We start from the raw sequence: 17,133 nt of genomic DNA, 5'->3' as shown, positions 1-17,133 counted from the left end.
ACTCCAGCACGTCGGCCTTGAACGAGTCGTCGGTGACGGGGGCGGTGAAGTCACCCATGGGAACCTCCGGTGAGAGAACAGGCCGGCACGGGGTCGGCGTCGGACGGTGGGGGCGTGAGCGAGGCCGCTCAGGCGATGACGGCCGCCACGGCCTGCTCGGGCAGCGACGCGGTGCCCGTGACCTCGTCGAGGTAGGCCTGCGCATCGAGGGCGGCCGAGCACCCCGACCCGGCGGCCGTGATGGCCTGACGGTAGGTGTGGTCCACGGCGTCGCCGCACGCGAAGACCCCGGGCAGGTTGGTGCGGGTCGTGCGGCCCTGGACCAGGATGTACCCGTTCTCGTCCAGGTCGACCTGACCCTTGACGAGGTCGGTCCGCGGCTCGTGCCCGATCGCCACGAACAGGCCGGTCACGTCGAGCTCGCGCTCGTCCCCGGTGACGGTGTCGCGCAGGGTCAGACGCTCGACCTTCGCGTCGCCGTGCACGCCCACCACCTCGCTGTTCCAGGCGAACTCGAGCTTGGGGTCCGCGGCGGCGCGGTCGGCCATGATCTTGGACGCGCGGAGCTGGTCGCGGCGGTGGATCATGACGACCTTCGACGCGAACCGCGTGAGGAACGTCGCCTCCTCGACCGCGGAGTCGCCGCCGCCGACGACGGCGATCACCTGGTCGCGGAAGAAGAACCCGTCGCACGTCGCGCACCACGACACGCCGCGGCCCGACAGCCGCTTCTCGCCCTCCAGACCCAGCTCGCGGTAGGCCGAGCCGGTCGCGAGGATCACGGCCTTCGCCGTGTACGTCTCGCCGTTGGCGGTACGGATGACCTTGACGTCGCCGTCGAGCTCGACCTCGGTCGCGTCGTCCCACTCGATCTGGGCACCGAACCGCTCGGCCTGCTTCTGCATCGACTCCATGAGCTCGGGCCCGAGGACGCCGTCGGGGAAGCCGGGGAAGTTCTCCACGTCGGTCGTGTTCATCAGGGCGCCGCCCGCGGTCACCGAGCCCGCCAGGACCAGCGGGTTGAAACCCGCGCGCGCCGCGTACACCGCGGCTGTGTAGCCGGCCGGCCCGGAGCCGATGATGACGATCTCGTGCAACCCTGAGGCCTGCGACATAGACATGCCTCTATATTGACACATGGCTATACCGTTTGCGAACGGTTGCTGACTGGCTCGACTCCGTGGTCGAGGTGCTGTCCGCCGCAGCGATCGCGAACGAGCCGCGACACGAATCGTGGCCCGCGGCCTCGGCGACCCCCGGGGCTCGACGACGTTGAAGGTGATGGTGGCGGTGACAATCCACCGCCCGGCGGTGGAGGAGCCGCTTGCGGGCCTCGTCGGGCTGTCGGCCGGTGTCATGAGCAGCCGCATCCGTCGGGTCAGCAGCACGTCGGGTCGACCTGCGCGACGAGCCGCATGAGGTCATCCATCGCGTCCGCGAGGTCTGAGGGGTAGGCGGGCGCCTCGCGTGGGTGCAGCAGACCGTTTTCGGGTCGAGTCAGAACGTAGTTCTGCGAGCCTCGAAGCTCGCGATCGGGCACGGGGGGTCGCTGTGGTCGCGACGGACGCCCGCCGACCTCGGGCGGCCCAGGTTCTTGACACGTCGGTGTCTAGGAGGAGGAGCGTGGCCCGTACATGATGAGGGCGACGCCGGCGAGGCAGATCAGGGCTCCGGTGACGTCCCAGCGGTCAGGCTTGAAGCCGTCGACGAGCATCCCCCAGGCGAGGGACCCGGCGACGAACACACCACCATAGGCCGCGAGGATCCGCCCGAAATTCGCGTCGGGCTGCAGCGTTGCGACGAATCCGTACACACCGAGCGCGATGATGCCGGCCCCGATCCAGGCCCAGCCCTTGTGCTCGCGGATGCCCTGCCACACGAGCCAGGCGCCGCCGATCTCGAAGACGGCGGCGCCGACGAACAGGGCGATGGAGCGGGCGATCGTCATCGGGTTCCTTCCTGGTCGACCTCGTGGGGCAGGAGGCCGTCGAGCATGGGCCGGCCCTCGGGTGGAGCGGTGATCGTGAGGTCGAAGGTCGCACCGTGCAGGTCGATCCGGAAGTCGTAGAACCCGCAGCACTCCTTTTCCGCGGTGGCGAGGGCCGCGGTGCGGTCGAGCACGGCGGTCGCGAGCGTGATCCGCACACCGTCCGCCAGCTCGACGCGGGGTGCGCCTGCGAGCAGCTCGTGCCAGTCCGCGAGCCGTGCGTGGTAGCCGGCGCCGCCGAGGGTGCACGCGATGGGCGCGGACGACGCGCTCACGAGGGGCAGGGTTGTCGCCCGGGGGCGGTCGAGGAACGCGCACTCGGGGTCGCATGGATCAGCCCGGTCGGGCAGTGCGTCCAGTCGCTCGAGCGCGGTCGCCAGCGTCGACTGCAGGGTTTGGAGCGCGACGATGCGCTCGTTGAGCTGCTCGGCGCGTTCTTGGAGCATGGGACGGTACCGCGCGCGGACGTCGTGGCAGGGCTGCGACCCCCACGCCGTGACGAGCTCGCGAATCGCCGGGAGCGGGAGGTCGAGGTGCTTGGCCTGGGCGATGAACGCGAGCCTGTCGACCGCGGACTCTCCGTACATGCGGTAGCCGTTCTCGGCACGGTCTGCCGGCAACAGGCCCTCGGCCTCGTAGAAGCGCAGCGTCGAGGCGGGCACCCCGCTACGGTCTGCCAGCTCGGAGATCCTCATGCAAGGACGGTAGACCTTGAACCCGGCTCGAGGGTCAAGCGCCTGAGTCGGGGTTCCGACGCCCTCGTGTACGCGCCTTGGCGGCGCATGATCGCTGCGTGCGTATCGTTTGGATGAGCCACCAGCGTGGTCAAGTGGCACAGATCGCTAGCGACTCGCCCGAGTCCGGAGTCATCGACAGGAGCAGGATGCGAATCACGGTGCTGGCGGTTCCGAAGTGCCCCAACGCCCCCTTGGCGCTCGACCGGGTGGCCACCGCGCTGGCCGGTCGGGTGGCTGACGTCGAACTGCTGGAAGTCTCTGATCAGGCGCAGGCCATCGAGCGGGGGATGACGGGCTCCCCGACGATCCTGTTCGACGGCGTCGACCCGTTCGCGGACGACGGGGCCGTGCCGAGCATCTCGTGCCGCCTCTATCGCGGCCCGGACGGCGTGGCTGGCGGGGCCCCGACCGTGGCGGCGCTTGGTGCGGCCCTCGACGATGCCTTCGGACGTCCCAAGTGAGCAGTCAGCAGCCCGGGCCGAGAGGAAGCGGGAGGCTGACCGCGCCGCTCGGCGGGTGAGGGCTGGGCGTGCGGGGCTCACGAACCCCCGCTGCACCAGGACCCGGTCGACCACCCGGGCGGGGACATGCCGGGTCGAGCCGAAGAAGGTGTAGCGCCGACGCTGCCCAGCCCAGCGCGATGGCTCCCGCGAGCAGCCCCATCGGCAGCCAGCGACCCGAGAGGATGCCGGCCACCATCAGCCCGGCGAACGCTGCCGCGGACGACGCTGTGGGCCAGGCCGACCACCGGTAGGTGACGACGCTCGCGCCGAGCCGGGCGACGGGCCGCGGCGCCAGCCACGCCCTGGTCGCTCGTCTTCCCACCGTTGAACATGATCTTCCCGGCACGGCCGCCTCCCGGACTCTGGCACTCAGACATCAGGGTGGACCGCTGGACACGGCCTCGGCAAGCCCCGGCGCCGGAACTGCGCGCGCCACAAATCCTCCCGCGAACAGACCAAGGTCGAGGGCCAGCGTCGGGCGAGGGTCGTCCTGAGCGCCGGTGACTTACCGACTGCCGGCAAGACCGCGATGCGTCAGAACCGACCGTTTCTGACTCCGGTCAGAAGGCGGTTTTGCGAGTTTCGAAACCCGCCGTGCTGGGGCGTCGCGCACCGCGGACGGGTCCGTCCACCCACGACAGCAGGAACGGTCGGCACACCAGGACGACGGCCAACCCGAGCGACGCCGCGGCGACGACGTCGCTGAGCCAGTGCAGCCCGAGGTAGGTGCGGCTGAAGGCCATCAGCACGGGCCAGATCACCGCGATCGCCCTGGTCACCGGCCCGCGCAGCAGGATGGCGAGCAGCAGCGTCATGGCCGCCGCGTTCGTGACATGGCCGGACGGGAACGAGTCGGTCGCGCCCGGCATCATCGCCGACGGCGGCCTCGGCCGTGCGGCGACGTGCTTGACCAGCTCCACCGCCACCACCGAGGCGACCTCGACCGCCATGAACGCCAGCGCGGCACGCGCGGACCGCAGCCGCCACACCAGTAACGCGATGGCCCCGGGCAGGACGACCCCGCCGACGAAACCGCCGCCGAGATCCGAGATCAGGCGCTCGACCGTCGCGAGCCACGGCGTCTGCCAGCCGTCGACCGCGTCGGCCCACCAACGGTCCATGGCCAGTGGCGCGCCGTCCGGCGGGACGGCCACGAGCAGGGCGACGAACGGGACGAGGACGAGCAGCGCGAGCACGACGGACAGCAGGGGTCTGGAACGCATCGGATGACGGTAGGACGCGGTACCTGCCGTCCACCTGATCCGTCTGGGCTCGAGGGGTCGGCTCCTCGACGGTGGCCCTACGATGCGACGGTGGCAACGGTCGGCAACGGTCGGTGGGTGCGAGTGACGGGACCTACCGCCCTCGAGCGACGGCTTCGCCGGGTGGTCGTGGTCGTCGCGGCGTTGAACTTCGGGTACTTCTTCGTGGAGTTCTTCGTCGCCCTTGCGGCGGGATCGGTCGCCCTGCTCGCGGACAGCGTCGACTTCCTCGAGGACACCGCGGTGAACCTCCTCATCTTCGTCGCGCTGGGGTGGCCCCTGGCGCGGCGCGCGGTGATGGGGAAGGTGATGGCGCTGATCATCCTCGTCCCCGCCGCGTTCGCGGGTTGGGAGGCCGTGCAGCACTTCGCTACACCCCGTGCCCCTGAGGTCGTGCCGCTGGTCGTGGCGTCTCTCGGCGCGATCGTCGTCAACGGCACGGCGGCGCTGCTGCTGGCCGGCGTACGGCATCACGGTGGCTCTCTCAGCCGCGCGGCGTTCCTGTCCGCGCGCAACGACGTGCTGGTCAACGTCGCCGTGATCGCGATGGGCGTGGTCACGGCCTGGACCGGGTCGGCCTGGCCGGACCTCGTCGTGGGCTGCGCCATCATCCTGCTCGCGTTCCGTGCCGCGTGGGAGGTGTGGGAGATCAGCGAGGACGAGCGCCTCGCGGCCAAGGCGCTGGCCGGTGAACCGATCGACTAGGTCGGCGGCTTCCACCGATCGGCCGCGGCCCGACCGCCCAACCCGGCTGGCCGGACGATGCGGCTGTCCGCTCTACCCGGTCCGCGTCGCGGACCTGAACTCCTTGTCGTACAAGTCGCGGGCGAAGCTCGTGGGTAGGGGGTCGCCGCGTTCGAGCCGGTAGGACCTGCTGCCGTCCTCGCGCCGGGGTGCGCGCAGGTAGACGGCGCGCGGGTCCTCGGAGGTGCGGAGCTCGTGGGCCAGGTCGTACAGGTGCGTGACGGCCACGACGCGGATCCCTGCCCGGGTCAGTGCCCGCAGGACCTGCAGGCCGATCTCGGAGCCTTCGGCCTCGTTGGTCGAGGAGAACGACTCGTTGGACAGCAGCAGGTCGCCGGGCTCGATCCGATCGGCGATGCCGCTCATGCGGGCGAGCTCCTCGTCGAGCTTGCCGTGCTCGAGCGTGGTGTCCTCCTCGCGGGCCCAGTGCGTGAAGACCTGGCCGGCGAGGGAGATGTGGAGCTCGCGCGCCGGAACGTGGGCGCCGGCGGACGCGAGGAGCTGGGCGACGCCGACGGACCGCAGGAACGTGGACTTTCCGCCGTGGTTGGCGCCGGTCACGACGACGAGACGCACGCCCTGGGCGTGCACGTCGCTGGGGACCGCGGGCTCGCCGGTGCGCAGGACGAGGCACGGGTCGTAGAGCCCGTCCGCGTCGAGGGTGTCGGTCCAGGGCTCGAGGGTCTCGGGGAGGCACACGGGCATGCCGATCTCCTCGAGCCGTCCGGCCAGCGCGAGGCAGCCGAGGTAGAACGCGACTTCGTCGCGCAGCGTGACGAAGAAGGACAGCACGTGGTCCACCGCCGCGGCGGCGGCCGACGCGACGCCGACGAGGGCGCGGTCGCGCAGCGCGCCGAGCGCCTCGAAGCCGGCCTCGTCGCGGTCCGGGATCGTGAAGGAGTAGGTGGGCTTGCGCAGCGCGATGTGGCTGAACAGGGACCGGCCGGCGACGCGCGGCAGCCTGGGCACCTGCTCGGTCGTGCTGCCGCCGGTCGCGAGCCGGGCGGACATGACGAGGCCGTCCTTGCGGGCCAGGTGGTCGAGGGTCTCGCGCAGCTCGGCCAGGTAGGCGTCGTCGAGGTCGCGGCGCACGGTCGCGACGAAGCCGCGCAGGCCACGTGAGCCGAACGCGTCGCCGTGCTCCGCGACCAGGGCGCGGAGCTCCTCGACGACGCCCACAAGGAGCGCGAGGACGCGGAGCGACCGGTCGAGGACGAGCTCGGGGCGGCGGCTGAAGACGGACGAGAAGATGCTCTTGTCGGCGTCGATCGCCCGCCCGGCGACGTCGTAGAGGGCGCGCACCACGTCGGGGTGGGCGCGGGCGTCCTCGAGGACCTCGTGGCGGTAACGGACCGCGGCGCGCGACGTCAACGGCGTGAGCAGCGCGGTGCGCACGGCCGACCAGACGAGCGGGTCGCCGGCGGCCGCGGTCTCGAGCAGGAGCCCGAGCTCGAGGTCCTGCTCGGCGTCGGACGCCCAGGCGGGTGGGTGGCGGTCGCCGGTCGACGGGACGAAGTCGGCGTCGGCGTGCATCAGGTGGACCTTCACGACTCGGCCTCCGTCTCGTGGGCGGTGCTGTCCTGCGCCGCGAGACGCCCGCGCAGGTGCTCGTCGGTCAGCCCGTACTTCGCGGCGAGCGCGAGTGCGTAGGCGCGCCCGTCGGCCTCGCGTCGCTCGACCTTGAGGGTGCGGTTCGTCGGGTCGTCCGGGTCGACCTGGGCGACCATCGAGACGGTCTGTGGTGCCAGCCGCGACATGTCGTCGATGAACGTCACGCAGACGGCGAGCACGTCGAGACCGACGAGGCGTTCGAGGACGGTCCGGGTGAGGAACCGGGCATCGTCGAGCGTCGTGGATGAGAAGACCTCGTTGAGCACGACGACGCTGCGCACCGTGGTGGCGTCGAGGAGACGGTGCATCCGTGCGAGGTCGGTCCCGAGCCGGCCCTCGAGGCTGTCGAGGGACTCCTCGCGCTCGAACTGGGTCAGGACCTGGTCGGCCAGGAACACGTGGGCGTCCTTGCCGGGGACGGGGCAGCCGAGGGAGGCGAGGTGGTGGAGCTGGCCGAAGATCCGTGCCGTGGTGGTCTTTCCGCCTTGGTTGGGGCCCGAGACGACGAGGATCCGCTCGACGTCGGCGAGCTCGAGGTCGTTGGTGACGACGGGCTTGTGCTCGGAGACGCGGACCCGGGCGAGGGCCAGGTCGTAGGTGTCGCGCACGTGGAGGGTCTTGGCCGTGGTGACCTCCGGCAGGCAGGTGGCGAGCCCGGCCTGTTCCAGGGGCCGGAGCAGGTCGAGGTAGGTCGTGTAGAAGAGCAGCTCGCCGGCCGCGCGCCGTAGCACGGGTTCGACGACGTCGGGCACCTCGCGCGCGAAGCCCGCGAGGTCGTCGAACAGCTCGGGGTACAGGCGCGCGACCTCGCCGAGGATCGCGGCCTGGACATGGTCGAGCCCGGGATCGGTGCCGACGGGCCGAGGATGGTTCCCGGTGGCGCCCTGGCGGAAGCGCGCGAACGTCTCCAGGACCTCCTGCTCGAGGTCGGTCTCGCCGTCGTAGCGGGCGACGGTGACCTTGGCGCCGCGCACGAGGATGTCGACGCGCACGTCCGCGACTCCGCCGATGAGCCGGGCCACGCGGTCGCGCATCTGCTCCAAGGCGGGGGACGCGACGTGTCCCTGGACGTGCCGGGCGAGCCCGGCGAGCGCGTCGGACGTGGCGCCGGCCTCCTCGAGCGCCGCGGGGAGCGTGGTGGCGAGGGCGGTGACGGCCTGCACGTAGGCGTCGGCGGCGTGCAGGTGCCACAGCTCGCGCTCCTGCGCGTAGTGGGCCTGGGCGGCCGCGGTCTCGTGCATCAGGACCGTGCGGACCAGGTCCTCGAACCCGTCGACTGCACGCGCGACGGGCTCGAGGCGCAGGTCCGCGAACACGGCCTGACGGTAGCGGACGTCGTCGGGGTCGTCGAGGGGGGAGGCGAAGAGCGCCGCGAGGTCGACGGTGCGGGTCGCGGCCGCCAGCCGGTCGGAGACCTGGTCGAGGGCGAGGTCGTGGAGGGTGTCGTCGGACGCGCGGCGCGGTGGTCCGACGGCGGCCTCGGGACGGCCGGGATGGAGCACGCTCGCGAAGGTCTCGGACGCGCGTGTGGCGACAGAGCTCACCTGCAACTCCTTTCGTTGCAGGTGCCATCAGCCGGTAACCGGCGGTTCGGACGTCGTCCGGAGAGCTCCGGCCGGCGTCCTGGCGGACTCCATCACCGTTGTCACCGTCTCACGTCGCCATGGTCGTCACAAGTGCTCGACCGGAGTCGATGCCGGCGCCGGCCGGCGGTGGCCGCCGAGGGCGCCCGCCGCCGCGACGAGCATCCACGCGGCGAGGTAGCAGAACGCGACCTGCGGGGAGACTGCGGACCACAGGAGCCCCGCGACGAGGGTCGAACCGAGGTCCCCGAAGGACTGGACGAGGCCGAGCAGGCCGAACGCTTGCGCGCGCAGCGCGGGTGGTGCCTCGGTCGCGACGAGCGTCGACTGCGCCGTCTCGGCGAGCCCGATCCCCGCGCCGGCGACGACGAACGCGGCCCCGAGCGTGACCCAGCTCTCCGGCCCGCCTGCGAGGGTGAGATAGGCGAGGACGTACGCACTGGCGGCTGCCGCGAGAACGGGTCTTCCGCCCGTGCGGTCGACGACGCGGCCGCCGACGAGGGCCGCCGCCGAGGCAGCGGCGTTGTGCGCGGCGTACAGGAGGATCGCGACGCTCGCGGCTCGCGTCGTCGACGCGCCGCCGTCGTGAAGCAGCCCGGTCGCTCGCAGGATCAGCAGGGTCGTGGCGACGTTCCCGAGCTCGAACGCCGCCACCGGCGCGAGGGCCCGCGCCATGCCGGCACCTCGAAGTTCGCGCAGGTGCAGGGCGAACGTGCGCCGGGCGGCCGGCGCCGTGAGGGTGCGCCGCGCCTCGCGGGCCGCAACGGTGATCGCGACCGCGGCGAGCATCCCCGGGACCACGGAGAACCAGATGGCGTGCCGCACCCCGACGACGCCGACGAGCGCGGCGCCGAGCAGTGGCCCGACGATCGCCCCGAGGTTGTCGCCGGCGCGCTCGACGCCGAACGCCCGCCCGTAAGCGCGCTGCGGTGCCAGGTCTGTGAGGAGGGCGTCGCGCGCTGGTGAGCGGATGCCTCGGGAGGTCCACGCGACCGCACGCAGGATCGCCACCTGCCAGACCGCTGTGGCGAAACCGATGGCCGCGGTTGCGAGCGCGGTCAGGACGTAGCCGCCCGAAGCGAGCCGGCCGCGCCGGGCAGGGTCGGCCGCGAGCGGCCCACCCGCGAGCTTGCTGAGCCCGGTCAGCGCGTCGGCGACGCCGTCGATCGCGGCGAGCGCGCCAGGGCCCGCATGGAGCGTCGAGGTGACGAAGGTCGGCAGCAGTCCGGTGGCGAGCTCGTGGCCGGAGTCGCTGAAGAACGATGCCGCGCCCACGGAGAGCACGCCGGGGGTCGCCCAGCGCTGTTCGCCGGGACCGTCCGGAGACGGGCGCGGCACATCGGGGGCAGCATCACCCTGAGCGTTGTCCGACCGGTCCTCCACGGCCCGAGTGTGCGACCGCCACGCACCGAGGGCGCGCCGAGTTCCTGAATCGGAGTGTGACGAGCGTCACACACTGCCCGCGGCGCATGCTCTGCGGTCGGGCCCTAGGGTGGCGGTGGCGATGGATCCCGCCGAGACCCGACGACAGCCAGTCGGGGTCTGAACCGCCAGGGTTTCCCTGACTGATGGCTTCCTGTCCGAAGACACCACTCGGATAGGAGAGCTGTGCCCATCGCCCTTCAGATCGCCCGCGTCGACGCGCTGCAGATCCTCGACTCCCGTGGTCGCCCCACGCTCCAGGTCGCTCTCACCCTCGACGACGGCTTCGTCGCCGCCGCGGCAGCGCCGTCGGGCGCCTCCACCGGCGAGAACGAGGCGGTCGAGGTCCGCGATGGCGGCCCGGCCTTCGGTGGCGCCGGCGTGGCCGGAGTGGTGCGGACCGTCGCGGGCCGCATCGGCCCGGCGCTCACGGGCCGGACGTGGGGCACGATCGGCGACGTGGACGACCTCCTGCGCGAGCTCGACGGCACCGAGAACTTCTCGGGGATCGGGTCGAACGCCTCGGTCGCGGTGTCGATCGCGGCGGCCCGCGCGTTCGCCCATGCCGCCGGCGCGGAGGTCTGGCGTTGGGTCGCCGAAGCCCTCGGAACGACGCCCAGGCTCCCGGTTCCGAACTTCAACGTCCTCAATGGCGGGGCCCATGCGCCGAACCGGCTCGCGTTCCAGGAGTTCATGGTCGCGCCGATCGGGGCGCGGACCTTCGCCGACGCCGTCCGCGCCGGAGCTGAGGTCTACGCGGCGCTGCGAGGCCGGCTGCGCGCGCAGGGCAAGCTCGCCGGGGTGGGCGACGAAGGCGGTTTCGCCCCGGACATCGAGGCCCCCCAGGAAGCGCTCGACCTGCTTGTCGGCGCGATCGAGGACGCCGGGTACACGCCGTCGCGCACGGGCGTCGCGATCGCGATGGACCCCGCAGCGAACGGGTTCGGCACCCGGACCGGTACCTACGTCTTCTCCGGCTGCGAGCACGACCGGGACGAGATGCTCGACCTGTACGCGGAGCTGGTCCGCGACTACCCGGTGTGGAGCCTGGAAGACCCGTTCCACGAGGGCGACCACGACTCGTGGCGAGCCATCACGGCGCACCTCGGCGACGGCGTGCAGATCGTCGGCGACGACCTCTACGTGACATCCGCCGAGCGGATCGACCGCGGCGCCGCTCAGCGCGAGACCAACGCCGTCCTGATCAAGCCGAACCAGACCGGCACGGTCTCCGGGACGTTCGACGCCCTGCGGGCCGCCGGCCGGCACGCGATGGGTGCGATGGTCTCCCACCGGTCCGGAGAAACCCTCGACACGTTCATCGCCGACCTCGTCGTCGGCGCAGGCACCGGGCAGATCAAGTCCGGCGCGCCCTCACGCGGCGAGCGCGTCGCCAAGTACAACCGGCTCCTCGAGATCGAGGCAGCCGAACCCGCCCTTCCCTACGGACTCACGCCGCGTGCGTGATCCCGACCATTCCCTGGAGGTAGGCATGAACTGCTTCGACTGCGTGACCAGCTCGGCGAGTACCGCCGCCGTCGCCGTCTGCTCCACGTGCGGCGTCGGGGTCTGCGAACAGCACGCCCGCATCGGGAGCCGGCACGTCGAGACCCACTCGATGGGCAACCCGTCCTCGGCCGTGCTCCCGGGGCGGCGGATCTTCTGCAGCGTGTGCGCCCCGGCCGGTGCCACCGCTGCTGCGGCGGCCCCACCAGCCGAGAGCGTCGTCAGCGCGACCATCTGACGCCCCCACGTACGGTCCTGGCTGACCATCGCCGGGGCCGTCGGAGACGGGCACGGTCAGCGTCGGCCGTGCGCGAACCGTCTCGACCCGGCGAGCGAGTAGCGCGCCGGCGGGTGGTGCACGAGAGCTGTTCTCTCCGTTTCGGCTCCGTGCACCACCCGGCTCTTTCCTGGTGACCCCGCACAGAGAGCCACGGCGGCGGCTGCGTGTCAGCTGGTCATCGCAACACCCAACGCCGCGGCACCGAGCGAGACGAGGAGCATCCCGCCCGCATGGCCCGCGGCACTGAGCGGACGGCGCGCGAGAAGGAGCCGGGCACCTTCCACGCTCGCGGTCGAGAACGTCGAGTAGCCGCCGAGCAAGCCGGCTCCGGCGACCGCGATGACGCTGCCGTGCCCGGGATGGGCCAGGCCCCAGCCCGTGAGCAGACCGAGAAGGAAGCAGGCGGTGACGTTCACCACGACGGTGCCGATCGGCGTCGAGAGCCGGTTGTGTCGTGCGATGACGGTGTCGGCAAGGAACCGGGCCGCGGACCCGACACCGCCGAACACCGCGACGAGGACCCACGTCATGCGTCCGACCTCCCGCCGGCATGGCGGCGCAGGCGGTCGGCGGTGACGATGCCGAGGCCGGCCATGAAAAGCCCCGCGATCACGCTGACCAGCAGGTAGGTGAGCGCAAGAGGCACGACCCCCGACGCCAGCCTGCGCTCCACCTCGACGACGAAGGTGCTGTACGTCGTGAAACCGCCGAGAGCGCCCGTGCCGAGCAACAGCCTGACCCCTCGCTGTCGTCGTTCGCTCGCTCCGGAGCGGACCAGCGTCTCGAGCAGAAGCCCGAGCGCGAAGGATCCGACGAGGTTGATCGCGAACGTGGTCCACGGCCAGCCATTCGAGGTCGCGGGCCACCAGGTCTCCAACAGGGCTCGTGTCGTCGCACCGGCAGCACCCCCGACAGCCACGAAGACGGCAAGCTTGAGCACGGACTGGTGAGCGGGAGACGTCCTCAGTGCTCCCACGGTGCCCGGATTTCCTTCCAGTCGACCACGGCGAGCGGCACCGTGAGCACGGGGCGATGTTGATGGTGACTGAGATGAGCTGCCACCGACCCCTCGAGAAGCTCACGCATATGGTGGCCCGTGCCCGAGGCGCGCGTCCCGACCACGATCAAGCTGGCGTCCACCGCCCGCGCAAGATGCGTGAGCGCACGATCGGGTCTGCCCGCCAGGTACCGGAAGTCCCATTCCACCCCCTCGCCGCGCACCAGGGTGGACAGTGCGACGCGGAGGCTCGCATCCGTCTGCTCCCACGAGTCGTCGACGGAGTCCGGGTCGATCGCGGCATGGTGGACGGTGCCATCGGGACGCTCGTCCACGATGAACCGTGACGTGTCAGCGAAGGCGAAGTACACGCCGACGCCGAGCGGGCCGGCGAGGGCAAGGGCCGTTCGCACGACCAACGGGTCCTGGTCCGGTACGACGCCCACGACCAGGGGGTGTCCCGAGAACGGAACCATCCTCTCGACAGCCGGTTGGGGAACGGTTGCACCGCTCACGAACACTCCTTCCGCGGGCAGCGTCCTGCCCGTCGACAACTCAACGGGTCAGGAACCATCAGCCACGCAGGCGGTTCGGGCCGCAGCCCTGGCGGGATCCATCGCCAGGACACCAGCCTAGCGAACCGGGGAACGTCGGCCCTGCCGCCTCGGCCGCCGCGGTCGTCGGCGACATCGATACTTCGGTAGCGGCAGGAGCCGGGGCGGTCGGAGTTGATCGCCCCAGAATCGTCGGCTCGACGGGGTGCACGGTCGTGCCATGGATCGCGGCGCGGCCCAAGGGTTCGCTGCGCCTCACGAATGTGACTGGACCAACGGGCGAACGGGGCTGCGCGTGAGGCGTTGAAAGAGAAGGGCGGTGGGGACGCGCAGCGCGAAGATGACGATGAGCCCGATAGCGGCGCCCACCAGGAGTCCGACTGCGGCGTCACTGGGGTAGTGGACCCCGACGTAGACGCGGCCGAAGGCCAGCAGCAGGGCCAGGATGGTGGCGATCACGCCGAGTCTGCGGTCGAGGAGCCACAGGCCGGCGGTGATCGCTCCCGCGATGATGCAGTGGTCGCTGGGCATCGAGTAGTCGGCGTTGCAGGACAGGAGGACTTCGACGCCGTCGAGGACCGCACACGGACGGGGTCGTGCGATCGCCGGGGAGATGAGCTGCTGATTGACCAGGAGCGCCACGAGCGCTGCGACGCCGGTCAGGACGCTGATACCGACGGCTCGAGGTGCGTCGGCGCGTGCTCGAGCGTGCCACCACCCGGCTATCACGAGGAGCACGAGCGCGACAAGCCCCGCCCACAAGGCATAGGCGGCGAGCACGCCGTGCAGCCAAGGGGTGTTCCGAGCGAAGTCGTTGATGTCGCGGTAGAGGGTCTCGTCAAGGTTCAAGGGCTCTCCTCGTGTGGACCGGCGGTGTGCCGGATTGGGGGTGGCTGCCGGGTGTATCCGACGAAAGATGGGCGTCCCGCACCGGCGCCCGCCCACGCGCAGCGAGGTGCTTGTGCCGCGCACGTCAGGTTCCTCCCTCGCGCGCGATGAGCTCGGCTGCGGCGAGCGCGGCGGCCGGGTCGAGGTACGACCCGGCGCGCACCAACGGGCGGTGGTCATCGTCGAGCCGGTACACCAGGGGGTGCCCGGTCGGGATGTTCAGGTCTCGAACTTCCTGCTGATCGAGGTGGTCAAGGACCGTGCACAGGGCGCGCAGGGAGTTCCCGTGCGCCACCACGAGCACGCTCCCGCTCTGCCGAACAGCAGGTCGGATCCGCTCACGCCACACCTCATCGACGCGCGAGATCACATCGCTCAGCGACTCGGTGTACCCCAGCGAGTCCGGGGCGGGGGCAAGCGCAGCACGCTGGGCTGGCGTCATCGGTGGCGGGGCGATGTCGACGGAGCGCCGCCACTCGCGGAAACGCGCTTCGCCGTGCTCCTCGAGGACGGCAGCCTTCGTCTGGCCGGTGAGGGCGCCGTAGTTGCGCTCGGCAAGGCGCCAGTCGTACACGACCCGTGCGAGGGGATTGCGCACCGTCGTCCCCAAGACCTGGACGGTCTGCCGCGCCCTGAGAAGCGGCGAGCTGAACCAGGCCTCCGGAAGGAGCTGGGCCGCGCTCAGCAGGTGAGCTGCGCGCGCGGCCTCCCTGCGGCCGGCCTCGGTGAGTGGCACGTCGAGCAGGCCAGTGAACAGTCCGTCGGCGTTGGCTTGGCTCTGCCCGTGGCGGAGGAGGACGAGAAGTGCCGTCACGCGGGCAGTGCCGTCCGGTCAGTCGGCACCCGTGCTCGGCGGTAGGTTGCCACCTCGAGCGAGGTCGCCCCGAGGTGGCCGCTGCACACGCCAGCCGAGATCCAGGGTGCGAGAGCGTGCGGCGGGGCACCCATGACGACCTACCTCCTGCGGGCAGCGTCCTGCCCGCCGATACACGGCGCGACAGGAACCATCAGCCAACTGGCGGTTCGGGCACCTACGCCCCGGCGGGATCCATCACCACGACGGAGCATATCTGACCGGAGCGCAGGGCCCGTGGACCCTGGGGCGGAGATCGACCCAGCAGTAATCACCAAGGTCCTGTGCGGGTGACTTCGGCGCAGCACGGGCGGCTGTCACATCAGGGCTGTCGGATCCGCCCGACGCCGGCGCCCCCAGGGGTGAGGTGCGCCAAGGTGATGCTTTCCGGCTCCCTCCAAAGCTGCCGTCAGAATCGGCCGGTTCTGATCGTCAGTGTCCGCCGCCGAGGTTGCCGGCGAGTCGGTCGAGTCGCTGGATGCTGTCGGGGTTGAGTCCGCGGAACTCGACAGTCTTGCCGTGCTGGGCGTACTTGTGCTGGACGGCGTCCAGAGCGGCGACCGTGGACGCGTCCCAGACGTGCGCGTTCGTCATGTCGATGACGACGCGGTGGGGGTCGGCGGTGTAGTCGAACTGGTAGACGAGGTCGTTGGACGAGGCGAAGAAGAGCTCGCCGTCGACGGCGTACACCCGCTCGTCGTCGGCGTCGTCCGCGTCCAGGCGGGTGACGGTCGTCAGGTGGGAAACCCGCTGGAGGAACAGGATCGCTGCGACCACGACACCGACGAGGACGCCGTAGGCGAGGTTGTGGGTGGCGACGGTGACGATGACGGTGGCGAGCATGACCGCGGTCTCGGACTTTGGCATGCGCTTGAGGGTGGCGGGCTTGATGGAGTGCCAGTCGAACGTGCCGACGGCGACCATGATCATGACCGCGACGAGGGCGGCCATCGGGATGGTCGCGACGACGTCGCCGAACCCGACCACCAGGGCCAGCAGGCAGACGCCGGCAAGAAACGTCGACAGGCGCGTGCGGGCAGCGGAGGCCTTCACGTTGATCATCGTCTGGCCGATCATGGCGCAACCGCCCATGCCGCCGAAGAAGCCGGTGACGACGTTCGCGACGCCCTGGCCCCAGGTCTCGCGGGTCTTGTTCGAGTGGGTGTCGGTGATGTCGTCGACGAGCTTGGCCGTCAGTAGCGACTCGATGATCCCGACCAGGGCCATCGCGAGGGCGAACGGCGCGATGATCTGCAGCGTCTCGAGGTTCAGTGGCACGTCGGGGAAGAACAGCGAGGGCAGCGAGTCGGGCAGCGCTCCTTCGTCGCCGACGGTCGGGACGTTGATCGCCGCGGCGACGGTGGCGGCGGTGAGTAGCACGATCGCGACCAGCGGGGCGGGGATGACCTTGGTCCAGCGCGGCAGGAGCACCATGACGACCAGGCCGACCACGACCAGGCCGTAGATCAGCCACCGGTTGTCGCCGGTGACCTTGTCGCCGAACAGGTGCGGCAGCTGGGAGGTGAAGATGAGGATGGCCAGGGCGTTGACGAAGCCGACCATCACGGAGCGCGGGATGAACCGCATGAGCTTGGCCATGCCAACCAGGCCGAGGGCGACCTGGAAGATGCCGGCCAGGATCACGGTGGCGATGAAGTAGTCGATCCCGTAGTCGCGGGCGACCGGCGCGATGACGAGCGCGACCGCGCCCGTGGCGGCGGAGATCATCGCGGGGCGGCCGCCGACGAACGAGATCGTCACGGCCATCGTGAACGCCGCGAACAGGCCGATGCGGGGGTCGACGCCCGCGATGATGGAGAACGCGATGGCCTCGGGGATCAGGGCGAGCGCGACGACGAGGCCCGCCAGGACCTCGGTGCGCAAGGTCTTGACCGAGCTGAACGCGGCCCGGAACGACCCCGAGGCGGTGGCCTCGGGAGCACCCGTGACGGGAACGGGCTGCGGGGCGGGGTCGGGCAGGGAGGCGCGGGTTTCTTCTGACACGCAGCATTCCTTCACAGGAGCGGGGGCGCGAACGCCCCGAGACCCGGTCGCGAGACAAGGTCCGGATGGACAGGACTGAGCACGCGACGCTGCGCACGGAAGCTTGTGGGTGGCTCCGGCCCTCCGCATCAGGCGGGAGGCGAAGGACCGAGCCAGCGGCGACTCTACCTTAACGTGAGGGTAGAGTTACACCTCGGTCCAG

Annotated in this window: 17 protein-coding genes and 3 riboswitches; of the genes, 4 read left to right on the top strand and 13 right to left on the bottom strand. The window is 71.1% G+C overall.

Annotated elements, in window-relative coordinates; genetic code table 11:
* Window positions 1-128: 128 nt before the first annotated feature.
* The 3 genes from trxB to ACLQ14_RS18215 form a co-directional block, all read right to left on the bottom strand.
* A complete protein-coding gene (gene trxB / locus ACLQ14_RS18225; protein WP_425815639.1) occupies window positions 129-1,115 on the bottom strand; it encodes a thioredoxin-disulfide reductase in 987 nt (328 codons plus the stop codon).
* A 494-nt stretch (window positions 1,116-1,609) separates the two neighbouring features.
* Window positions 1,610-1,948: a YnfA family protein gene (locus ACLQ14_RS18220; protein ID WP_425815637.1), complete on the bottom strand. Its 339-nt coding sequence runs from the start codon at window positions 1,946-1,948 to the stop codon at window positions 1,610-1,612.
* Window positions 1,945-2,682: a MerR family transcriptional regulator gene (locus ACLQ14_RS18215; RefSeq protein WP_425815635.1), complete on the bottom strand. Its 738-nt coding sequence runs from the start codon at window positions 2,680-2,682 to the stop codon at window positions 1,945-1,947. The genes ACLQ14_RS18220 and ACLQ14_RS18215 overlap by 4 nt, the downstream gene beginning before the upstream one ends.
* Window positions 2,683-2,816: 134 nt before the next feature.
* On the opposite strand from ACLQ14_RS18215, the gene ACLQ14_RS18210 reads away from it, so the two are divergent.
* A complete protein-coding gene (locus ACLQ14_RS18210) occupies window positions 2,817-3,185 on the top strand; it encodes a hypothetical protein (protein ID WP_425815633.1) in 369 nt (122 codons plus the stop codon).
* Between the two features lie 602 nt (window positions 3,186-3,787).
* Here the strand turns inward: ACLQ14_RS18210 and ACLQ14_RS18205 are convergent.
* Window positions 3,788-4,450, bottom strand: a complete 663-nt coding sequence (locus ACLQ14_RS18205) for a phosphatase PAP2 family protein (RefSeq protein ID WP_425815631.1) — start codon at window positions 4,448-4,450, stop codon at window positions 3,788-3,790.
* A gap of 90 nt (window positions 4,451-4,540) precedes the next feature.
* On the opposite strand from ACLQ14_RS18205, the gene ACLQ14_RS18200 reads away from it, so the two are divergent.
* Window positions 4,541-5,194, top strand: a complete 654-nt coding sequence (locus ACLQ14_RS18200; protein ID WP_425815629.1) for a cation transporter — start codon at window positions 4,541-4,543, stop codon at window positions 5,192-5,194.
* A 72-nt stretch (window positions 5,195-5,266) separates the two neighbouring features.
* On the opposite strand, the gene ACLQ14_RS18195 is transcribed toward ACLQ14_RS18200, so the two are convergent.
* From ACLQ14_RS18195 to ACLQ14_RS18185, 3 genes are all read right to left on the bottom strand, one after another.
* Window positions 5,267-6,781 carry a MutS-related protein gene (locus ACLQ14_RS18195; RefSeq protein ID WP_425815627.1) on the bottom strand — a complete coding sequence of 505 codons (1,515 nt, stop codon included), beginning with the start codon at window positions 6,779-6,781 and terminating at the stop codon, window positions 5,267-5,269.
* Window positions 6,778-8,388: a MutS-related protein gene (locus tag ACLQ14_RS18190; RefSeq protein WP_425815625.1), complete on the bottom strand. Its 1,611-nt coding sequence runs from the start codon at window positions 8,386-8,388 to the stop codon at window positions 6,778-6,780. The genes ACLQ14_RS18195 and ACLQ14_RS18190 overlap by 4 nt, the downstream gene beginning before the upstream one ends.
* 11 nt (window positions 8,389-8,399) lie before the next feature.
* A riboswitch (Fluoride riboswitch) is annotated at window positions 8,400-8,494 on the bottom strand.
* Window positions 8,495-8,514: 20 nt separating this feature from the next.
* Entirely contained in the window at window positions 8,515-9,702 is a 1,188-nt protein-coding gene (locus tag ACLQ14_RS18185) for an MFS transporter (protein ID WP_425815623.1), read from the bottom strand.
* Between the two features lie 333 nt (window positions 9,703-10,035).
* Between ACLQ14_RS18185 and eno the strand changes: the two genes are divergently transcribed.
* Both eno and ACLQ14_RS18175 read left to right on the top strand, forming a co-directional pair.
* Window positions 10,036-11,316: a phosphopyruvate hydratase gene (eno, locus tag ACLQ14_RS18180; RefSeq protein WP_425815621.1), complete on the top strand. Its 1,281-nt coding sequence runs from the start codon at window positions 10,036-10,038 to the stop codon at window positions 11,314-11,316.
* Between the two features lie 25 nt (window positions 11,317-11,341).
* Complete coding sequence (locus ACLQ14_RS18175; protein ID WP_425815619.1) at window positions 11,342-11,593, top strand: DUF2180 family protein; 252 nt, start codon at window positions 11,342-11,344, stop codon at window positions 11,591-11,593.
* Between the two features lie 209 nt (window positions 11,594-11,802).
* Here the strand turns inward: ACLQ14_RS18175 and ACLQ14_RS18170 are convergent, their stop codons facing one another.
* The 6 genes from ACLQ14_RS18170 to ACLQ14_RS18145 form a co-directional block, all read right to left on the bottom strand.
* Window positions 11,803-12,165, bottom strand: coding sequence for a fluoride efflux transporter FluC (locus ACLQ14_RS18170; RefSeq protein ID WP_425815617.1), 363 nt, complete (start codon window positions 12,163-12,165; stop codon window positions 11,803-11,805).
* A complete protein-coding gene (locus ACLQ14_RS18165; protein WP_425815615.1) occupies window positions 12,162-12,575 on the bottom strand; it encodes a fluoride efflux transporter FluC in 414 nt (137 codons plus the stop codon). The genes ACLQ14_RS18170 and ACLQ14_RS18165 overlap by 4 nt, the downstream gene beginning before the upstream one ends.
* 23 nt (window positions 12,576-12,598) lie before the next feature.
* A complete protein-coding gene (locus ACLQ14_RS18160; RefSeq protein ID WP_425815613.1) occupies window positions 12,599-13,147 on the bottom strand; it encodes a universal stress protein in 549 nt (182 codons plus the stop codon).
* A gap of 42 nt (window positions 13,148-13,189) precedes the next feature.
* Window positions 13,190-13,262, bottom strand: a riboswitch (Fluoride riboswitch).
* Between the two features lie 179 nt (window positions 13,263-13,441).
* Window positions 13,442-14,035 (bottom strand): phosphatase PAP2 family protein, encoded by a 594-nt coding sequence (locus ACLQ14_RS18155; RefSeq protein WP_425815611.1) that lies wholly within the window; start codon window positions 14,033-14,035, stop codon window positions 13,442-13,444.
* Between the two features lie 124 nt (window positions 14,036-14,159).
* A complete protein-coding gene (locus ACLQ14_RS18150) occupies window positions 14,160-14,888 on the bottom strand; it encodes a 2,3-bisphosphoglycerate-dependent phosphoglycerate mutase (protein WP_425815609.1) in 729 nt (242 codons plus the stop codon).
* Between the two features lie 177 nt (window positions 14,889-15,065).
* Window positions 15,066-15,139: riboswitch (Fluoride riboswitch) on the bottom strand.
* A 220-nt stretch (window positions 15,140-15,359) separates the two neighbouring features.
* Window positions 15,360-16,931: a SulP family inorganic anion transporter gene (locus ACLQ14_RS18145; RefSeq protein ID WP_425815607.1), complete on the bottom strand. Its 1,572-nt coding sequence runs from the start codon at window positions 16,929-16,931 to the stop codon at window positions 15,360-15,362.
* Between the last annotated feature and the right edge of the window lie 202 nt (window positions 16,932-17,133).

The sequence above is a fragment of the Luteimicrobium sp. DT211 genome (assembly GCF_049844995.1).
In the GTDB taxonomy this organism is placed as follows: domain Bacteria; phylum Actinomycetota; class Actinomycetes; order Actinomycetales; family Cellulomonadaceae; genus Luteimicrobium.
Note: the sequence above shows the minus strand (reverse complement) of the source record. Positions and strands in the feature narration are given on the sequence as shown.